The organism is Agrobacterium leguminum (assembly GCF_005144435.2).
GTDB classification, from domain to species: Bacteria; Pseudomonadota; Alphaproteobacteria; order Rhizobiales; family Rhizobiaceae; genus Agrobacterium; species Agrobacterium leguminum.
Map to the genome: position 1 here is coordinate 176,454 of NZ_CP120212.1, position 19,840 is coordinate 196,293.

The 19,840-nt window shown below is 47.6% G+C and carries 20 protein-coding genes; 11 read left to right on the top strand and 9 right to left on the bottom strand.

Going from position 1 to position 19,840, the window contains the following annotated elements; genetic code table 11:
* The first annotated feature begins 29 nt into the window (after positions 1 to 29).
* Together CFBP4996_RS15385 and CFBP4996_RS15390 are read left to right on the top strand one after the other, a co-directional pair.
* Positions 30 to 1,310 (top strand): hypothetical protein, encoded by a 1,281-nt coding sequence (locus CFBP4996_RS15385; RefSeq protein WP_137396263.1) that lies wholly within the window; start codon positions 30 to 32, stop codon positions 1,308 to 1,310.
* A 19-nt stretch (positions 1,311 to 1,329) separates the two neighbouring features.
* The gene (locus CFBP4996_RS15390) at positions 1,330 to 1,833 is read left to right on the top strand and encodes an XkdW family protein (protein WP_080854653.1); all 504 of its coding nucleotides are present in this window, start codon (positions 1,330 to 1,332) and stop codon (positions 1,831 to 1,833) included.
* Positions 1,834 to 1,856: 23 nt separating this feature from the next.
* On the opposite strand, the gene CFBP4996_RS15395 is transcribed toward CFBP4996_RS15390, so the two are convergent.
* The 4 genes from CFBP4996_RS15395 to CFBP4996_RS15410 form a co-directional block, all read right to left on the bottom strand.
* A complete protein-coding gene (locus CFBP4996_RS15395; RefSeq protein WP_080854652.1) occupies positions 1,857 to 2,243 on the bottom strand; it encodes a hypothetical protein in 387 nt (128 codons plus the stop codon).
* Between the two features lie 153 nt (positions 2,244 to 2,396).
* Positions 2,397 to 2,729, bottom strand: a complete 333-nt coding sequence (locus CFBP4996_RS15400) for a hypothetical protein (RefSeq protein WP_080854651.1) — start codon at positions 2,727 to 2,729, stop codon at positions 2,397 to 2,399.
* A complete protein-coding gene (locus CFBP4996_RS15405) occupies positions 2,726 to 3,385 on the bottom strand; it encodes a hypothetical protein (RefSeq protein ID WP_205529289.1) in 660 nt (219 codons plus the stop codon). The genes CFBP4996_RS15400 and CFBP4996_RS15405 overlap by 4 nt, the downstream gene beginning before the upstream one ends.
* Positions 3,385 to 3,879 (bottom strand): lysozyme, encoded by a 495-nt coding sequence (locus CFBP4996_RS15410; protein ID WP_080854913.1) that lies wholly within the window; start codon positions 3,877 to 3,879, stop codon positions 3,385 to 3,387. The genes CFBP4996_RS15405 and CFBP4996_RS15410 overlap by 1 nt, the downstream gene beginning before the upstream one ends.
* Before the next feature lie 167 nt (positions 3,880 to 4,046).
* Between CFBP4996_RS15410 and CFBP4996_RS15415 the strand changes: the two genes are divergently transcribed.
* From CFBP4996_RS15415 to CFBP4996_RS15430, 4 genes are all read left to right on the top strand, one after another.
* Positions 4,047 to 4,466 carry a hypothetical protein gene (locus CFBP4996_RS15415; protein WP_080854650.1) on the top strand — a complete coding sequence of 140 codons (420 nt, stop codon included), beginning with the start codon at positions 4,047 to 4,049 and terminating at the stop codon, positions 4,464 to 4,466.
* A 68-nt stretch (positions 4,467 to 4,534) separates the two neighbouring features.
* Positions 4,535 to 4,825, top strand: a complete 291-nt coding sequence (locus CFBP4996_RS15420) for a hypothetical protein (RefSeq protein ID WP_080854649.1) — start codon at positions 4,535 to 4,537, stop codon at positions 4,823 to 4,825.
* Positions 4,826 to 4,958: 133 nt separating this feature from the next.
* Positions 4,959 to 6,443, top strand: a complete 1,485-nt coding sequence (locus CFBP4996_RS15425) for a KAP family P-loop NTPase fold protein (protein ID WP_162936108.1) — start codon at positions 4,959 to 4,961, stop codon at positions 6,441 to 6,443.
* Between the two features lie 293 nt (positions 6,444 to 6,736).
* Complete coding sequence (locus CFBP4996_RS15430; protein ID WP_080854647.1) at positions 6,737 to 7,342, top strand: hypothetical protein; 606 nt, start codon at positions 6,737 to 6,739, stop codon at positions 7,340 to 7,342.
* A gap of 409 nt (positions 7,343 to 7,751) precedes the next feature.
* On the opposite strand, the gene CFBP4996_RS15435 is transcribed toward CFBP4996_RS15430, so the two are convergent.
* Positions 7,752 to 8,297, bottom strand: a complete 546-nt coding sequence (locus CFBP4996_RS15435; protein WP_080854646.1) for a hypothetical protein — start codon at positions 8,295 to 8,297, stop codon at positions 7,752 to 7,754.
* Between the two features lie 133 nt (positions 8,298 to 8,430).
* On the opposite strand from CFBP4996_RS15435, the gene CFBP4996_RS15440 reads away from it, so the two are divergent.
* Both CFBP4996_RS15440 and CFBP4996_RS15445 read left to right on the top strand, forming a co-directional pair.
* Positions 8,431 to 9,117, top strand: coding sequence for a recombinase family protein (locus CFBP4996_RS15440; protein WP_080854912.1), 687 nt, complete (start codon positions 8,431 to 8,433; stop codon positions 9,115 to 9,117).
* Positions 9,118 to 9,292: 175 nt separating this feature from the next.
* Entirely contained in the window at positions 9,293 to 9,727 is a 435-nt protein-coding gene (locus tag CFBP4996_RS15445; RefSeq protein ID WP_080854645.1) for a hypothetical protein, read from the top strand.
* 20 nt (positions 9,728 to 9,747) lie between these two features.
* On the opposite strand, the gene CFBP4996_RS15450 is transcribed toward CFBP4996_RS15445, so the two are convergent.
* Complete coding sequence (locus CFBP4996_RS15450; protein ID WP_080854644.1) at positions 9,748 to 10,455, bottom strand: DUF2971 domain-containing protein; 708 nt, start codon at positions 10,453 to 10,455, stop codon at positions 9,748 to 9,750.
* A 31-nt stretch (positions 10,456 to 10,486) separates the two neighbouring features.
* On the bottom strand, positions 10,487 to 11,335 hold the full coding sequence (locus CFBP4996_RS15455) for a DUF2971 domain-containing protein (protein ID WP_080854643.1): 849 nt from the start codon (positions 11,333 to 11,335) through the stop codon (positions 10,487 to 10,489).
* Between the two features lie 437 nt (positions 11,336 to 11,772).
* On the opposite strand from CFBP4996_RS15455, the gene CFBP4996_RS15460 reads away from it, so the two are divergent.
* Genes CFBP4996_RS15460 through CFBP4996_RS15470 form a run of 3 tightly spaced genes read left to right on the top strand, consistent with a single transcriptional unit; the run spans position 11,773 to position 14,719 of the window.
* Positions 11,773 to 13,356, top strand: coding sequence for a VapE domain-containing protein (locus CFBP4996_RS15460; RefSeq protein WP_137396264.1), 1,584 nt, complete (start codon positions 11,773 to 11,775; stop codon positions 13,354 to 13,356).
* Between the two features lie 2 nt (positions 13,357 to 13,358).
* Positions 13,359 to 14,249, top strand: coding sequence for a hypothetical protein (locus tag CFBP4996_RS15465; RefSeq protein ID WP_080854641.1), 891 nt, complete (start codon positions 13,359 to 13,361; stop codon positions 14,247 to 14,249).
* Between the two features lie 26 nt (positions 14,250 to 14,275).
* On the top strand, positions 14,276 to 14,719 hold the full coding sequence (locus tag CFBP4996_RS15470; protein WP_080854640.1) for a hypothetical protein: 444 nt from the start codon (positions 14,276 to 14,278) through the stop codon (positions 14,717 to 14,719).
* Between the two features lie 345 nt (positions 14,720 to 15,064).
* Here CFBP4996_RS15470 and CFBP4996_RS15475 read toward each other — a convergent pair whose 3' ends face one another.
* Together CFBP4996_RS15475 and CFBP4996_RS15480 are read right to left on the bottom strand one after the other, a co-directional pair.
* Positions 15,065 to 16,705 (bottom strand): recombinase family protein, encoded by a 1,641-nt coding sequence (locus tag CFBP4996_RS15475; RefSeq protein ID WP_080854639.1) that lies wholly within the window; start codon positions 16,703 to 16,705, stop codon positions 15,065 to 15,067.
* Between the two features lie 15 nt (positions 16,706 to 16,720).
* On the bottom strand, positions 16,721 to 19,837 hold the full coding sequence (locus CFBP4996_RS15480; protein ID WP_080854638.1) for a multidrug efflux RND transporter permease subunit: 3,117 nt from the start codon (positions 19,835 to 19,837) through the stop codon (positions 16,721 to 16,723).
* Positions 19,838 to 19,840: the final 3 nt, after the last annotated feature.

Genomic DNA, 19,840 nt, shown 5'->3' on the forward strand with positions numbered 1-19,840 from the left:
AACTCATAATAATAAGAAGATCATAATAAATGACCGATATTTCAGAGAACACTTGGAAAGAATTAGACGCGGATAACACATCAAATCCGCCTGCTGGCCTTCCACCCGGCACAGATGCAAACAAAATGTATCCGGTTGTTCACGCAATGATGGGCGCAACGAAGCGCGAATATACCCAATCCAATCCTGTTTATACGTCAACGGGTACAGCAGAATCTCGCGTTTACAACCTTACTTTTACCGGTGGTATTCAAACCCCTGCCCCAATTGGAAAAACGATCAAGTTTAATCCCAACTTTTCGAACGTTGCCGGTGTTCATAGCCTGAATATCAACGGTCAAGTTTATAGTCTCAAACGTGCAAACGGTACTAGTGATTTAATTGCTGGCGATATCCAAGTTGGTTATCCGGTTGAAATTACCTGCCTGAGCAACGGTCAATTCAATCTTCAGAATTCAATAAATATTGATGACAATCGTTTGCCGACAACTTTGGCCGGTAAAACGTTTTTCAGCGCGGTTACCGTTTCAGCAGGTGGCGTACTTGTCACAGGCAATTCAACCATTACCGGAAAACTCAACATAACCGATGGCGCAACAATTGTCGGCTCGACTACTGTTGATGGGCAACGTGTTTTAACACTTGCGGATGTCGGCTCAGGCAAGGGATTGGATGCTGACAAACTGGACGGCCAGGAAGGCACCTTCTACCTTAGCCGCGCTAACCATACCGGGACACAGCCAGTTTCTACAATTACCGGACTTGATACCGTTTTGACCGCCAAAGTCTCTAAGGCTGGCGATACGATGACAGGAAACCTCGTTCTTTCTAACGGTTCAAACCCTACACCGATCACGTTCAATGCAGCAAATGGGTCCATCACGGCTGGCGGTTTGGTACATATTCAATCTTCAGGAACAAATGCATCCGTCCTTGAAATGAGAGCACCTGCTAACGCTTCCGCTATTATTGATTTTAGCCCGAACGGCTATGGAGGCGACTTTGTTTGGAGAATTAATGCTCATCCAGACACTGCATCGTTTGATATCATTCACACTGGTACACATCGTTTCCGTCTAAGAAATGATGGCGCGATTTGGAATTCGTATTCCGGTTGGCTGCACGATAAATTTGCAGACCGTGGCGCACAGATACAGCACAATTCCGGCGTTTGGGAATTCGGTTCAATCGATCCGAATTATAACGACAGAACCACCGACGCGCCTAATCCGTGGGTATTGGTAGGTCTTAGAAGCGCAAGAGGAACAAACGTTATCAATATGCGCGCTATATGGCTCCGCAATAACTAATTTTCAGGAAACTATTTAAATGGAATTTGATTTTACAAACTATCCCCACGACCTATCAGCCAATGAAGTCCAGTTATTGTTAGGATTGGAATATCCTACATTGAAACGCGGTATAGACTATTGGGTTGCGCATCAAGTTGAACAAAACTCATCCGTGCGAACGTCACCGGCAGTCATTATCCAATGGACCCCAACTGTGACGCCTCCTACGCCTGAAGATATAGCAAACCTTGCAATCAAATATGCTATTGAACTGTCTTCATTTCAGTTGAAAGAAAAACGCTTTAACGACTATCCCGCAAAGACCCCCCTTGAGTTTAGAGAATGGCTTGTTCGCATCGGTCAATTTCCACGCGGGATCAAGAAAATGATTGATGAGGTCGATAGTGACGAACTGAACGCGTCACTTGAATCCTATTGGGAATACACCGATTGGTTCCGCCGCGACGATCCTTTTACGGTATGGCTTGCAACCGCCCTTGAAAAGACGCCTACCGAGTTTGATACGATTTGGAATGAATAAAGCCCCGAATGGGGCTTTTCGTTTCATTGAATGGAAATGATTTCTTTTGGAATATCGGTTGGAACGTCAATCACTGATTCTATGAATTTTACCGTAACTTTGTTCAGGTCTACGACATCCTCGTAGACCCATATTTGATTTCCATCTACATATCTACTCCATATACGAAAAATATCATCGTAAAACTTCTGATCGATCTTACGAAATCTCCCCTGCATCTTAGGCGGCATTTCTTCAATATTACTCGCAATAAGATAGATGTCCTTGATGATATTTCGCAATGCTTCATCCGTCGCACGATCCATATCAATTCCCCAATAGGGTTGCCCCATAGCGGACGGATCATCTACGCCGAAAGTTTCAAAGCGGGTTGTTTCGATATTATCGATTAAGTTTACAAGTTCTGACATTGTATGTGTTCCTCATTACAATTTCTTAAGTTTTGTCTTTTTCTGGAGCCAACGAAATTTCATTGATTTTGAAATCTTCGCCTTATGCTCTTCGGTTAGTTTTCTGTTTATTTTCACATAACCGGTTGTCTCAATACTATTTATCATTTTCACCTACTTTAAACGTACAGCGTCATTAAAATAAATTGCCCAAACTTGTATTTCGTCCTCTTTTAGATCAACGTTGATAGCCATTGATGTCACATTCTGGATTGAATCAGGATCATAGCGTGACAATCCCTCAAACTCCTCTTGCCAATCCATATCAACGATAGGCAGCACGTCGGTTAGGTGAAAATCTTCCAAGTACGGGCAGAACGAAAACCAGAGCGACGGTATGAAATAGATGACCGATGATTGATGCTCAGCCGTGGCGAGAATGGAAACAACCTCTGTCAGAGTTGGGACGTGGCCGTTTCGGGCAATGGTTTTGATGTCGGTCGTCATTGTAAGAAATTCGCCTCATAAACTGCTTTCATAAAGCCAACTGGTGTCTCTGAGCGGAGGTTCTTTCGATCCTCATTTTCAGAGGCGTTGACGATACGTTTCGTGTCGATTTGCAATCCCTCTGGATATGACGGCCACGGCATCTTGAAGCCGTTCCCTACCCATAGGCACGTTTGCTTTGAATAGTTGTCGCGGGGTTCCCAATCCGCAAAATGATACGGATGGAACTTATGGTCGGGTTTGCGCCAGTAACTCGAAATCGTGCTGATAGGATTTTCGATAAAGTACGGCGCGGCCAGCTCGTCGGCCATTTCAGCCGCAACGGCGAACAACTCTATCGAGGATGAGAGTTTTCTAAGCCCTTTGCCTTTGAACCACCTCGCACCAGATACCGCCAAATGATCGCAAGGCGGGAACGCTGCAAAGAATTGGCAACGCTCTTTTTGGTCTGGAGTTGGCGACCAATTCCTGGCGTCGGCTTTGATGAAATTGATCGTACCTGGCGCTCTAGTTTCAGATCGATCGGACTCGTGCGCAATATCAACACAAATGCATTCCCAGCCCATTTCGAGGAATGGTCCAGCGCTCTTTCCCGATAGTTCGTAGAGGAAGATCGCAAGCGGTGGTTTGTGATTGTTGAGCGCAACGGGCCGCATTATTTGCAAACCTTTGCTGGAGCCTCGTCCAAGAGGTTCTTTGCGGGAACCGTCTCAAACAATGCTCTTTCAGCCGCACGGCGACGAGTGAGGCCAGCAACCGTCTTTGTGTTGACTTTATTCCATCGTGCAAACTGTGCCGCCGCGCCTTTGTAATCAGAGGCGTTCAACAGCTTCAGTAGCGTGGATTTCCCAAAAGCCGCTGAGCCTACGTTAAACGAGAAAGATACCAACGCTGCGAACTGGTTGTCGTTCAGCGGAACCTTTGTAAGGCTATCGACAGTCTTTTCAAAAGTTGATACGTCAGCCTTTAAAAGACGCTCAGCCTCAACCTTCGTAATGGTTTTCTTTTTCGCAACATCTGTCTTAGTTACGCTATTGGTATTTCCCCAACCTATTGTAGGGATACCGCCAATGTCGGCGTATGCGGTTAAACGTAATCCCTCAAACTCTTGGATTAGTTTTAAACCGTTGGAATTAATCTTTCTAGCCATTATCAAAATACCCAAACTTATGTGTTTGAGGTATTTATCGAATGGTGTTTCAGGGTATTTCAGATGACGTTATGGAACCACAGTTGCTGAACTATAGAGGTTTAGAACCCGCTCGACTCCTGCCTGTTTTGGCCGTATAGGAATATGAGAACGGAAGGAGAACAAAAATGATGGGCAATGACGATCTGGAATCTTCGATCTATCTGAAATTCATCACGACAGAGCGCACGATACGGTCCAACTTTGCAGGCACCGGCCAATCTCGAAAGCGATCAATCAGCATCACGAGAGTCCTTGCCGAACACCTCGTAAGCCGGCTGTCGGTCAACTACACGTTCACAAAGAGCGGCAACCTAATCGGCAAAGCCGAATTGATTGAATTCGTATCGATGCACCTTTGGGCGGTTCCTGATGACGTGGCCAAGGCGTCCGGTACACGCAACACCGATATCAGCCAGCCAGCCGCTAAAGCCATTGCCCACGGCCTCTTTCTCGCAATCGATATGGAATACATCAGATCGTACGAGTCTCAGGACTTTCTCGATCCATCATCTCCCCGATACGTTAACCGACCAAAGGAAACATAGTCGACTTCTGCAATCATCGCTGGTAGATCAAACCTCCAAAAAACACACCAATAGGAGGTAAAACGAAAATGGTTGAATACGGTGTTTGGCTTAAGGGCGATGACGAGGATATCCTTGTCCATACAAACAATATGATGGGTTGCCAGAGATATACCGAAATCGAAACGGCCAAGAATTCCGATCTTAAGACACGCTGGCGTATTGGTCCTCTGCCAAGATATCGCGTTATGGTGAAAACCAAGGGTGGCGAAGAGATTGTAGCGGCATTTGAAGAAGAGACTACCGCAATGTTCTACGCACGGGAGTTCCTCGAAAAGATCGATAGCAAGACCGGCGAAGAGGTCGTCATAGTTTCCTAAAGGCGCATATCATTACCGAATACGGAACCCTGCCCTAAGCGGTGGGGTTTTTTGTTTGCAGTCCTGTAGCCATATTGCAACCCGCCGTTCTATCAGCAATCTAACCCAAAGTTGATTTCAAATGGTGCGAATGATGACGACAGAAACGGATAACTGGAAAGACGACCTGCTTAATCGCCAAGCGGATGGTGAGTTGATTTATCGCCTATTGGTGAACCGTTATCAGGAGAACACGAAGGCCGGTAAACACGGCTCATACGTGATCAACGTAGATGCGAAATGGGGCCAGGGCAAAACTTTCCTCATTAACGGAATGTACCGAGACGCTCTCAAGGACCATCCGGCTATTCTCATAAACGCTTGGGAACACGACTTCGTAGACGACCCATACAGCATCGTTGTCGGCGCGCTGGATAAGTATTTTAAAAGCATCGAAAGCGAACTGCCAAAATCCGTTAAAGCGAAGTTCGTTGAAGGCGCAAAGAAACTACGCCGAAACTTTGCTACTGTTGCGATAGCCACCGGGAAAGAAGTCGGGAAAACCCTGTTAAAGAAGGCCATATCTGACGGCGGCGAAGGCATTGTTTCAGCCTTTGAAGCCGAAGGCCAAGCCACTGGAGCGGAGGACAAATCAACGACAGCAGAAGTGATAGATGCGGTAGGTGTTGGTGTTGCTGCCTTAACCGAACAGGCAATAGATAAGTACGCGCAACAAAGACTTGACGACCTACATAAGACAACCAGTAGCATCGATAATTTCAAGACGAACCTTGCGGCACTTCTAAAAACCCTATCAACCGACGATAAGAAATTACCTTTCATCATATTCATTGACGAACTCGACAGATGCAGACCAACATACTCAATTGCAATGTTGGAACGTATTAAGCACCTATTTGACGTTGACGGTTTGGTATTTGTAATTGCAACAGATGCAGACCAATTAGCCCACGCGATAAATGCAGTCTACGGCTCGAACTTTGATTCAAAGCAATACCTACAAAGGTTCTTTCATAGGTCATACAAATTAGACGAATCAACTTTTGCTTATATAGCGAGAAACCTTATCGCAACGAATGGAATTAACACATCAAAGTGGTCAATCCCGCCATCGTCGTCCATTCAAGACCCGGCATTATTCGCTGAATTCCTTGCTGAGACCGCCAAACTCGCATCGTTGACAACACGGCAATTCGAACAATCGATTGATATACTTCAAGACATAACTTCAATCTGGACCGAGGAATATCCGATTGAGTTGGTAATGATGTATCCCCTTGTATGCGAGTACGCAAAGACAAGGTCGATTGAAAAAAACACGAGAGTGAAGAACATATTGGACGCTAATTCACATTGGTCTATAGTCTATGAGGGACAAGACATCGATTTGAGAAAGTACGCAAATATATTCAATGATTCAATGACGATGCATACGTTTGATTGGATTAGAAAGGTATCTAATTCGACAGAACTAACATATGAAGTTAGTTACGTTTACGAATATATGCGTAAAGAACACCAAATTAGGTCGCAAAACCCAGAGCATACCCGGTCGTCGCATTCAAGCGTCAAGGACTACAGGAGAGTTATCTTAAAAAATGAAGGGTTTTATAGGTGAGATAATAGCAGGCGAGGATACATACTCTTAATCCTCGCAATGAACCAAGACCCGCCGTAATGGGCGGGTTTTTTGTATCCACCGTAATAATCTACCAATTTAGCGTACTATTAACATTTCAGATAACAATATATAGTGTTTAATTAGTTTAACATACAACATATAGACATAATGCTTCAAAATAAAGTTGATAGAAAATTATTCCAAAAAGGTTTTCATCAAACGTTGTTGACAAACGTTTTAGAACGTTAGATAAGACCCTCCTTCGCAACAAACCAAAGGAGAGTTTATCAATGCCATATTCTAAACCAAAATTGTCAGCAAAGAACACTCGTGAAATCATTAAGATCGTCAAGGACGTACAATCTGGTAAAATCGAAAACTATGAAACGTTGAATAAGGATGGGAAACTTCATTCGTTTGACGACCTGCCATCGCTCATCCATATGTCTGATTATACCTCTGGCGAAAACGATAAGAGCATTACCTTTGATTGGCACAAGGACGGTACGCTCCATAGGGATAATGGGCCAGCATCGATCACCATTAACAAGCAAGCCGAAATTATGTTTTACTGGTGGAGAAACGGTATCAGGGCTGGTCAGTTCGTGTGCTGCCTCCCAAATACCGATGGATTTTTTGTGCCTCACAACAATACGGTTTATACCTATTGGACGATTGGGAACGCTGTTTCACCGGCGATGACCTGCTATCTTCCTGCCCATATTGGTATTCGTATGGTAGCGGATTTGGTTCCGATCCCCGTACAATTTCCAAAGATGCCAAAAAGGATGTTTACCCTCCCTATTACCGTTCAAGGGGGAACGTTTAAAAACGTCGCGGAATGGGCCGAGGATTTCCTTGAAAAAAGCAAGGAACAATCTTTGAAGGCGGCTTGATGCACAATCTTTCCCGGTGCGTGGTGTCAATTCGTATCGAACGAGTTAAACCAAATCTAACTTCACGTTAACCGAAGTTAAAAAGATCGATGGATAATGTTTCTGTTTGGGTTAAAAAAATGGGTCGGTTAAATTTCAAAACAAGGTTTTTAACCGACTTTTTAACCGGAAATTTCTTCCGAAAACCCCTATAAAACAAGGGTTTTCTCTATATAATATAATAATAAGTTAAAAAGTTAATATTATATAGTGATTGTTATATAGAAACGCTAAAAACGCATTATATATAGGAAGTTGAAAAGATATCTAACAAACTTAACTTTTTAACTTTTTTTAACCGAATCCGTTTGTTTTGATGAGATTGTTTGGACACCGGCTCAACACCGATGCCCAAACGCGTTCACCGGGATTACTTATCCAAGGCTTGAACCATACGGTCGTAATCAGCGTCATCAAGATAAGCTATTCCCGGAAGGTTGGTTTGAGGCAACTTTGAGCGGGGCTGGACCTTATCCAAGTCGAGGATGACCAGATACAAACCTGAGCCGTTGATGTTCTCGTCTGTAACATCGTATCGATCCTTGGACGGCTCGTGATCATTGTTGGGTGAAAGATACAAGCCGGACTTACGAGTAGTAGGAACAACGACCGTACCTGTTGCCCAACCGTCGCCAGCCCCGTAATTGGCGCTCACCCGCTCTATCGCCCATATATTGCTGTTGGATGTGATGCGGCTATGATCGTCGTCATCCGCCTCGAAAGCCGTGGTAAGGAAATCAACGTTCCTAATAAGATGGATTACAGGCATCTTGTCGTGAATGTTCAAATCGAGTGTCAAAAGAAAATCCCCCGCCATCTTGCCAATACTACTATAAATGGATTTAGGCAGGGATTCAGCCAAATCTTTTTCAACTTTTTTCTCGACCCTCCCCAAAAGTCGAAGGGGGAGAATCATACATAATTCCCCCTCAAAATCAATAACATAAGTCGATTTTCCCTCATTTTATTCCGGGTGGGAAATATTGAACGGTCGTTGAAAATGGGATATGGTTTTGACAGGGTAATTGAACGATAGGAACGGAATCCTAATGACCGAATATGTTGCATACTTTCGCGTTTCAACGGCGCGCCAAGGTCAGAGCGGATTGGGCTTAGAAGCTCAGCGATCATTGGTTGAAGCCTTTACCGATCCTGCGAATATCGTTGCTGAATTTACCGAGATAGAATCCGGTCGTAAGGATGATAGGCCAGTTATTGCCGAAGCCCTTGCCCACGCCAAAAAGACCGGCGCAACGCTCCTGATAGCCAAGATTGATCGATTGGCCCGCGATGTTCATTTCGTATCGGGCTTGCTTAAGTCAGGCGTCCCTATCGTTTGTGCGGATATGCCAGAGGCTTCGACAATGGTTCTCCAGATGTTGAGCGTCTTTGCCGAATACGAAGCCAAGGCTATTTCAGATCGTACCAAAGCAGCGCTCAAAGCAGCCAAGGAACGCGGCGTGAAACTCGGCGCTAACAATCCCGTCATCCAAGCAGCAAACGTTGCTGGAGCCATTGCCAAGGGCGATAGAACGGCCTCTGAGATTATGGGAATGATTGGGCAACATTGCCCGAACTATCAGGAATTATCCTATCGAAAGATTGCATCGATCCTTGACGAGAATGGTTGCCAATCATCCAAAGGCAAGGCTTTGACGCACAAGCAAGTAGCAAGCGCCATACAGCGCCACACGGCCTCACACAGCGCCGTAGAGCGTTCAGGGCTACATCGATAGCCAAAACCCTCCCAAATCCTCTGTGTGACGATCTGTGCCGATTTCCGGCAAAAATACCCCTACACCCCCCCCTTTGAGAATCCAGAATATATTTGCAGCCTATTCGGAATTTTTGAGAATTTTTTCGAGAAAACCCCTGCCCGATAAATATCATAGACAATAGGGGAACAACTTAATGAAACACCAGATCGAACTAGCAAAAGAACTCATTGCCGAAAACGGTTTAGAGAATTTCAAATACGATAGACATTATTTTGGAACAACTTATTCAACCTACAAACAAGCCAAAGAATGCGCCCTTAAATATTCAATCAAATTTCCGATGGAAATTAGACCTGCGAAATATAAGGGATTGTTTGTTTATTGCCACACGTTCGGGCGTCCTCCAATCGGGATAATTGCTGAGCGTATGAAAGACCCCACGCGGGACTTCTCAGATGATATTGCTGCAAATTTCATAATGAGTTTTCTAAGCCGACCCCGCGAACGTCACGAATTCGAGTTTGTTGACGTTTACCGCGATGAATTTCAATATGACGCAATATCCGATTATCTGCCTTACACGGCTGAGACGATCAAAACGATAAACCCAATAAAATTGAATGACTAAAGAATGATGGGTATACGGCTTCACGCGTTCTCGTAAACGTCTTTCAGAAGATCATACATTGTCACCTGATTATCGTGTCGCATTGTTTTTTCGACATCGAGAATGATTTTGTAACTCAAGTCCGACTGTTTCATAAATCCGACTTTCAGGTGCTTAGTGATCTTCAAGTCCTCGTCAGTCACCGCTGCTCTCGGGCCGAACAGAACTCCGACCAAGCTGACTGATGCGGTTTCAAAAGAGGCAAAATGAAGGTCGCCTTCCTCTAATGCATCATCAAGCGGGATATGTGTACGGCGTTCATTTTCATATATCCACTCCTCTGATTTCATCATTCCAACAGCAAACATCTCACGCTTGGATAATTCGCGATATCGAACTTTTCCAAACATTTCCAAAGTTGGACGAGTGGACGTATAGATAACCGGGTGCCATTTTTCGGGATCGGCGTCGAAAATCAGCGCTACCCCTTTATGGGCATCGGCATACTGCCCCCACATCAAAGGCGAATTGAACACTCCTGACATACATATGAGACCGCCTTCGTTATCGAAACGCTCTACCTGTTGTCGCTGATGTTTTTTATTTGTCGGCCCCTTAACGCACAGGGACAACTCTGATGTATCATTGAGTTGACTGTATCGGGATACCTTCAGGCGTTGGTCTCGAATAGCATCCAGACCAAACTGCTTGTTTATGTAACGGTAGAGCCGCAAATCAGCTTCCTTCAATTATCTGTTTTTGGTCCGTAGAACTAAATTTTCAGGGCGATTTTTTAACTGGGCGCTTCTTTCTCCGACGAACACCTGTGAAATCAATATCCTCAGGCGTAATTCTAGGTATCCGTAAAAAGTTTGTCATTACTGACTGAATCGAAGAGTCAATCATTTTCTCAATAGCGTGTTCAAATTCTAATCGGTCGGGCACTGGCAATTGTAAGACTCGATTATCTTCTGGCACACTTTCTTCTGTCTTGAATTTATCGATGACAATATCAAATGCGGTATTAGCTGGACTGGTTATCGCTAACTTAACGTTCGGATTTGCCGAGGCTATCCTTTTGATCTGCTCACTTGAAATCTTAGCGCGAGAACCAAACAAAATATATTTCAAAACCATCGACCCATCAAACCGCAGGTAATGATTGCCATCAACGAAATCAGCGGGTTCAAGATCAACAACACGACGCCATTCTCGTTCGTATGACCAGTGATTGAATTTTCTGAAAGCAATTTGCGCCTTGTCCTCATCGGTCAACTCGTGGATCGATGTCTTACCGAAATCAGCAAGTCGGGGACGCTCAGCACGATATTTAATCTGCTCGTAATGTCCCGCACGCACCTCGAAACCAAGACATACGCCTTTGTGCGCCTCAGCATAGTGACCCCACATAAGAGGTTCCTTCCAAGTTTCGCTTAGGCAGATGATACCCGACTTGGCACTTATTTCGTCGCGGATGGCTTTTAGTTCTTTGCGCTGATCCTTGCTATCGGTTGCCACACCAAGGAAATCAAAAGGATCGTTCAGGCTATCGTACAGGGATATCTTGATGCGCTTGTCGCGCACGGACGCCAAGCCGTATTGAAGTTTCGTGTAGTAATACAGTTGCATCGCTTCCCCCGATACGCCTCACGGATGAAAACGGATAAATCCAGAATCGGGAAAAGTCGATCTTGCAGCATCAAGGAAGCTCAATTGCACACAGCTTCTATGAGAATTTTTGTTTAGCGAAGAAAACTACGATCTTTTTGCCGTTTAATATTGAAGACGTATATAACGATAAGCTATGATTGATAAATACTAATATCGCGGATGGTACTTTTACCTTATCCCTCCTCCTTGGTTCCGATGTTTACCCGACTGACAACCTAAAATCCATCCGCGATAACTCCTCCCAACAAAAAACGTCAAATCTTTTATTAATTTGACGCCGATTTTACCGATATGTTATAAATAGATATGTAGCGATATTCATCGTTATTTGGGTAAACATAAACAAACGTATTTTTCAATAAATAGTTTGGAGATAGCATATAAGGTAAAGAATAATGACAAACAATTTTACGGTCGTTCCTGGCCAAACCCCTCTGCCGCCTGCCCACCAGATCGTCGCAGCGGCTCCCATCATCAACGCGGATTGGTTGATAGACAAATACAACACCGAATGCGCCGATGAAACGTATCATTGGATTCAGTTCGTCGTTGATAACGGCATCGATCTATCCCCCGCCTTCAAGCCCGTGCGTGACCATATCCGCAAGACGGAAAAGCTCTCAATCGAACGTTGTCGCGGAATGATTAAATTCGCAGTCAAATATGGCTCCTGCCCCCATTCCGATATGGAAAAGGTTGAACTCGTCCTTGCGAGGAACAACGTAAAAATCAATTTCGATAGAACGTGTTCGGGGGCGATCAACGGAAAGCAAATCTACGATACCGAGGGTATGACAACCATCCTCAGCGACTATATCGACACCTACGATATCGATATTACGTACAACGAAACGACCCGCGCAATCGATAACTATCTTGGCGCAATTCCATCAAGATTGTTGGCAGATGTCGCGAAAACCATCGCTTATGACAAAACGGTTGATGCGGCAAAGCACTGGCAGATCGTCGCAAAGCAATTCGATCAATCCAAGCAATCATCCGAATTTACCGTTGCGATTTTAAAGAAATTCATTTGGCAGGTTAAGCGCAAGATTAACAATATCGACGTGACGCATCATATGATGCCCGTTATTTTCGGCGCTCAGGGGACCGGCAAGTCCGTTTTCATCAAAGAACATTTCTACACCCCGTTTTTGGGAATGGTGAACGAAACGGATTTTGCGCAGTTGACCGAAGTCCGTAACGCAGATCAATGGACGTTCCCTATTCACCATTTTGATGAAATGGCGTTTGCGTCTGGGTCTGATGTTGAAACGATCAAGACCCGCATTACGTCAAAAACAATCGCCTATCGTCCAATGAATTCTAATAGGCAGAAGCTGACGCCAAACAACGCAACGATGTTGGGCCTAACGAACGCATATAACCTTTCATCGCTCATCCGCGACGAAAGCGGCAACCGTCGCTTTGTTCCGCTCTACTTTTCATCGGTTCCCGGCGCTAACCGTCAAGCGGATATGGACGAACTTGATACCGTTGTCCTCTGGCAATCAGTTGACGAACGCGCAGACGACCCCTCCAAACCATTTTGGGGAGAAGTCGCGGAACTCCAGAAAGATCATCGTCATCTTGGCGCATACGACCAATATCTCGAAGATTGGAAAGACGATAACGTAGATGGAAAAAAAGTATCGCTAAATGAAATGTGGATCGATTTTAACGATTGGTACAAGGCATCAAACATCGGCAAAGCTTTTAAGGCATACAATAAAAAAGATTTCATCCGACATATTGAAAACTTTGCTGCGAATTCTAGCGGCTCTGAATGGAAAATTCAAAAGCCGCAGAACGTCAAAACGTTGGTATATACCCCAACAAAGATGACATCCGGCGATGAAACAAACGTTGTTTCCATCAACAAACCGAAAGCGGTGAATATTCATCAACCTTCGACCAAGCTTTATCAAGATATTGCTGAGCGTGTAAAGAAAATCAAAAAAGACGCAGGGGAGGAATGAAAATGTCGATTCATTGGACCTTTGAAAAATCAATTTACGACGACAATCCGACTATCGAAAGCGATCTTTTCGCGAATTTGAAAAGCGCTAACGAAATTCGTTTTCCTAACAGGGACTCCGTACCACTATGGAGTCCTGCAATCTTTGACGCATCATTGACCGACGATGACAAATACAAGACCCGCGCCAACGTTATGTGCACGACCGCGCTCGTGTTCGATTTCGACGGCTCTATGGTCGATCCTCGAACGGTCATTGATGATCATTTCAAAGTATATGGCCTACTGGCGCACAACTCGTTCAACAACGGCGTAAAGGGCAAGGGAACGCGTTTCCGCATCATCCTACCGTTTACCGATCCAATGGCCGAAACCGCGACTACGGCGCGCTATGAGGCGATATGGGATTATTTTTCCCGTGACATCACTGCTACGAAATACAGCCTCGACAAATCCAAGCGCGGCGCTCAGTCGTTTTTCTATCTACCGGCAGAAACCGACCATCCTTTGTGGATTGATCGCCTGAGCCTTCCGTTTATCGATCCTATGGAAATCTTGGCGTCCGACGAGTGCTGCCAGTGGTTCCAACATATCTATGAAATGGAACAACAGCGTTTGGCACTTGAAGCGGAAAGGCAAGCCAAGATCGTCAATGTCCCGGTCACCGATAAGATGAAAATCGAACGTGCCGAAAAAGCCCTTGATAAGTTTGCAGGCACGGACAATGGGCATAACCGCTTTTTCAAATACGCGCTCAGCCTCTACCGTCACGCCCAACTCGATATACCGGCAATCGATTTCAAGTTAAGAGCCAACGCACACCTTTTCGGAACGGATAAGAACGACCGGTTAAAGGAAATCCCGCACACGCTCAAAAAACTACAAAAATCATAAATACAAGAAAATGAGGGAGACAACGAATGATGAATGAATATGAAATTGCGATGGATATCATCGAAGGTGTTGGAATAGATCAAGTTAATATATGGGGCAATAAATTCGGTATTGTTGCGCCAGTTATGTCCCAATGGGTGAATGCATCGAGTCTATCAAGCCGGTATGGTTTGCCGTTCTATCAAACCTATGCGTTCTTTGCGAACGATGAATATTATTTTACGTATTTCGATATGGGCCGCTATGCGTTGCCAATCCAAGTTGATGCTTATGGGCAATCGATGAGGATACAGCCTGAGGAACAAGACAAGTTTGAAAAGGAACGTGTAAAAACGTTTATCGCTGATAATCGATCTTTTGAGTTTCGCCAGCATATAGCGTGCATAAAAACGATGGCTGATATATTCGGCTATGATCCTTCTGATTACGTACCGTTCACGTTGGAAAGCATCAAAGCTGAGCGGGTATAATTCCACGACCGAAAAAAGCGAAATGACCCTTTTTTCATTTTTTAGATAACGTTGAAAGAATATTTTTTTATTTTTTAACGTTTTCGATAAATAGTTATGTAGCAACAATTCAAAAGGAACAACGAATATGATAATTCCCTTCATCAAAGACGAATTCAATAACAACAAATCAGAACTAATCGTAAAAGCAGCATTGCTCCTGTCATTTGTTGTTATGGCGACGTCTGGATTGTATTTTGCTTTGGTCGTTTCGTTTATCCCATTATCCGTATTTGGCCTCATAACCTACAGAGATTATGAACGGTTCAGACGTCGTCGCGATTAATCTACCGGGATCGCAGCGGCTTAAGCGCCGCTACCCCTCACCTTTTCAATATCTTTTTCTGATACGGAAAGCCCGACACCTTTGGTCATCTTCTGAATAGTTTCGATAGGAAGATGGCTAAAATCGAACGATGAAACAACGTCACCTTTACCGCTGAACGTCCAACCCTTTGTAACGCCACCTACGGCTACGTGGACCTCATTTGATCCCGCATCAATCCTAACAGCCGACACAATTGATTTGATCCTGAGCGCTACGTTTGAACGGGACTCGTAAAGGTCATCAACGGTCATATCAGGCCATTTAGTTCTCTCGTCATCAACATACGATTTAAGGTCTACCTTCCGATCTTTAGCGGTAGCAACCTCATTGATGAGCGTTTGCTTTTCGGAAAGCATTTGTTCGATAGTTGCCTTCTCAGAGCGTCGTTCAGCCAGCCGTTTACGAAAGTTTGCCCTATCCTCAACGTTGTCGATATCTTCGGCCAAATCGAGAAGGTTGTTGATTTTCTTGTTAATGCCGTCCAGTTCCAACAGATGCGCGGCGACTTCCTTGGCAAGATCGGATGCGTCCTTGGGGCTTTCCTCAACCTCGACAAACAGGCCCACGTTATCGAGGATAGCCTTTTCGATAGGATCATAGGGCAGAGCGCGCTTTCCCCATTTCACCTCACCGTCGCAATGTATACCGGTCTTATGGGCTGTTTCACACGTCAGATATTTGTAAGCAGAGCCGCCACCGACCACCCGTGCATTCCCCCCGCAAACAAAACACTTTGTAAGGCCACTGAAGAGGTTGGTTACCGTTTTGCCTCTACGTCCCGTACGATCTTGTTTTGATAGACGGTCGTTCGCAATCTGCCATTCTTTACGGCTCACAACTGCTGGAAAGAAATCGGGCAATACAACGTCATCAACCTGATAATCCCCTTTTGCGACTATCGAACGGATGACGCGCAAAATACCGTTTACGTGCCATTTCGTTTTCGTTTCGTAGACCGGGATAGATTGTTGATTGAAACGCTGAGCAATGACGCTTGCGCCCAAACCTTTGTTGTAGAGCCTGAAAATCTCTTTTGCGGTCTCGGCGTGTCGATTAAGCGAATAGTCGTATTCTTTCGAGCCATCAATTCGCGTTTGGTCAAGCCACCTTGGAAGTTTAACGATATGACGTTTGTGACCAGCCGCGATATCGTTCAAACGTTGCGAATGATATTTGAGAGAGAAGTCCGCTTTACGGGACGACTCCTCATTGGCACGAGACATAATAGTCAGAGAAATTATTAGCTGTGTGAAATCTCTATCGCGGCTGTAACGGGCTTCATCAGTAAGCGTTACAACATCGATGCCAGCGGATAGCAAAGTCAGAAGTTGAGCCTGAGCGCTGATAACATCCGCTCGGGAAAGTCGGTCCAGCGATTCAACGATCAATACCGAACCGGCTTCAATCCTACCCTCTTTGACCAGATCAAGGAAAGCGCCAAGCGCGCCGTGGGTGACGTGCTTGGCGTGATAACCGGATGCGATATCCTGAAGTTGGGTATCGATCTCTAGGCCGTGCTTCTTTGCATAAGCATCAGCCCGTTCCAACTGGCGACGTATGCCCTCCCCGCGTTCCTGTTTCTTAGAACTGATACGGATGTACGAGTAGGCTTTTGTCATTGCTGGAACCCTGATTTACTGCGATTTCCTCCTAATAAACCGCGCAAATCGTTCATTGACAAGTGTTACATAGACGAAGAAGACGGGAACGAAGAAGATCGCGAGGATCGTCGCCGAGATCATGCCGCCGAGAACCCCGGTGCCGATAGCGTTCTGGCTCGCCGCACTGGCGCCCGACGCAATCGCCATCGGCAGCACGCCGAGCGAGAAGGCGAGCGACGTCATCAGGATCGGCCGGAAGCGCAGGTGCGCCGCCTCCACCGTCGCATCATAGGTGGATTTTCCTTCCGCCCGCAAATCCTTGGCGAATTCGATGATCAGGATCGCATTCTTGGCGGACAGGCCGATGATCGCGACGAGGCCTACGAGGAAATAGACGTCGTTCGGCATGCCGCGCAGCATCACCGCCGCCACCGAGCCGATGACGCCGAGCGGCACCACCAGCATGACGGAGAGCGGAATGGACCAGCTTTCGTAAAGTGCTGCAAGCAGCAGGAAGACGAACAGAACGCTGAGCCCGATCAATGCCGGTGCCTGCGAACCGGACTGGATTTCCTGCAGCGACTGGCCGGTCCATTCGAAACCGAAGCCGCTCGGCAACTCACCCGCCAGACGCTCCATTTCGGCAATGGCGTCACCCGACGAATAACCGGGTGCGGACTGGCCGCCGATACGGACCGCCGGATAGCCGTTGTAACCGACCACCTGCGAGGGACCGCGCACCCATTCCACCGTGGCGAATGAGCTCACCGGCACCATGCCGCCATTGGCGTTGCGGACGTTGAGGTTCAGGAGATCCTCCGTCTTCATGCGCTGGCCCTGTTCCGCCTGCACCGTCACGCGCTGCATGCGGCCGGCATTGGGGAAGTCGTTGACGTAGGACGACCCCATATTGGCCGAGATGGTGGCGTTGATGTCGCTGAAGGTGACGCCGAACGTATTGGCCTTCTCACGGTCGATGATGAGATTGACCTGCGCCGCATCCGGCATGCCTTCGATGCGAAGACCGGCAAGGATGGGGCTCTGACGGGCGGCGGCCATCAGTTGCGCACCGGCGGCGCTGAGAGCCGCCTGTCCCGCGCCCGAGCGATCCTGCAGGCGGAAGGTGAAGCCGCTGGAATTGCCGAGGCCCTGGATCGGCGGCGGCGACAGCGCAAACGACATGGCGTCCGGAAGACCCCACAGCTTGACGTTGACGCGCGCCGATATGGCGGCGGCGGAATCGTTCGGTCCGCGTTCGCTCCAGTCCTTCAGGGTGGCGAAGGCGAGACCCGCATTCTGGCCCGAGCCGGAGAAGGAGAAACCCGAAACCGCAATCACACGATCCACCGCCGGCTCTTCCATGAAGATCTTTTCGATCTGCTGGATGGATTGCAGGGTGCGGTCGCTGCTGGCTTCCGCCGGCGCCTGAATATCGACGATCAGATAGCCCTGATCTTCGTTCGGAAGGAACGAGCTCGGCAGCTGCATATACGCCCAGCCAAGACCGACCAGCAAAGCCGCGTAAATGACCATGAAGCGACCGGAACGCTTGATGATGCTGCCGACGGACGAGGAATATTTGTGCGACGCCTTGTCGAAGCCGCGGTTGAACCAGCCGAAGAAGCCCTTCTTCTCATGGTGTCCGGCCTTGATCGGCTTCAGGAACGACGCGCAGAGCGCCGGCGTGAGCGACAAAGCAAGGAAGCCCGAAAACAGGATCGACACCACCATGGTCAGGCTGAACTGCTGGTAGATGATGCCGACGGCGCCCGGGAAGAAGGCCATGGGCACGAACACGGCCGTCAGCACCAGCGTGATGCCGATGATCGCGCCGGAAATCTGGCCCATCGCCTTGCGGGTGGCCTCCTTGGGCGACAGATGCTCTTCCGCCATGATGCGCTCGACATTCTCGACGACGACGATTGCGTCGTCCACCAGAATGCCGATGGCGAGAACCATGGCGAACATGGTCAGAACGTTGATCGAGAAACCCGAGATATACATGATGGCGCAGGTGCCGAGCAGCGCCACGGGCACCACCAGTGTCGGGATGATGGTGTAGCGGATATTCTGCAGGAAGACGAACATCACCACGAAGACGAGGATGATCGCCTCCACCAGCGTGTTGATTACCTTCTGGATGGAGATTTTCACGAAGGGGCTGGTGTCATAGGGAATTTCATATTCCAGACCCTGCGGGAAATATCGGGACAGTTCTTCCATGGTGGCGCGAACGCCCTCGGAGGTCTGCAGCGCATTGCCGGTGGGCGAAAGCTGCACGCCGATGGCGGCGCTCGGCTTGCCGTTGAGGCGGCTCGAGAAGTTATAGCTTTCGCCGCCCACTTCCACGCGTGCGACATCGCGCAGCCGTACGGATGAGCCGTCCGGATTGGCGCGCAGCACGATGGAGCCGAATTCTTCCGGCGAGGTGAGCTGACCCTGCACATTGACGGTTGCGGAAATCTGCTGCCCGATGGGATTTGGCGATGCGCCGATGCGGCCGGCGGCAACCTGCGAATTCTGCGCCTGAATGGCGCCGATGACGTCGTTCGAGGTGAGGCTGAGGCCCAGCATCTTGTCCGGGTCCATCCAGATACGCATGGAGCGCTGGGTAGCGAAGAGCTGCGCGCTGCCGACGCCGGGAACGCGGCGCAATTCGCCGAGCACATTGCGGCTGAGATAATCGCCGAGACCGATGGCGTCCGTGTTACCGTCGACGGAGGTCAGCGCCACCATCATCAGGAACGACGTGCCCGCCTGCTCCACGCGCAGGCCCTGCTGCGTCACCGCCTGCGGCAGGCGGGGTTCGACGCGCGCAATGCGGTTCTGAACCTCCACCTGGGCTTCACCGATGTTGGAGCCCGGCGCAAAGGTGACGTTGATGGAAATGCGACCCGAGGATTCCGACGTCGATTCGAAATAGATCAGGCCTGGAACGCCGTTCAGCTCTTCTTCGATGGGACGCGTGACGCTCTGGTAAATATCCTCCGGCGACGCGCCCGGATAGGTCGTCGAGACGGAAATCTGCGGCGGTGCGACATTCGGATATTGCGCAATCGGCAGCATGGGAATGGCGAGCAGGCCCGCCAGCATGATGAAGATGGCGACGACCCAGGCAAAAATGGGCCGATCGATGAAAAAACGTGCCATGAA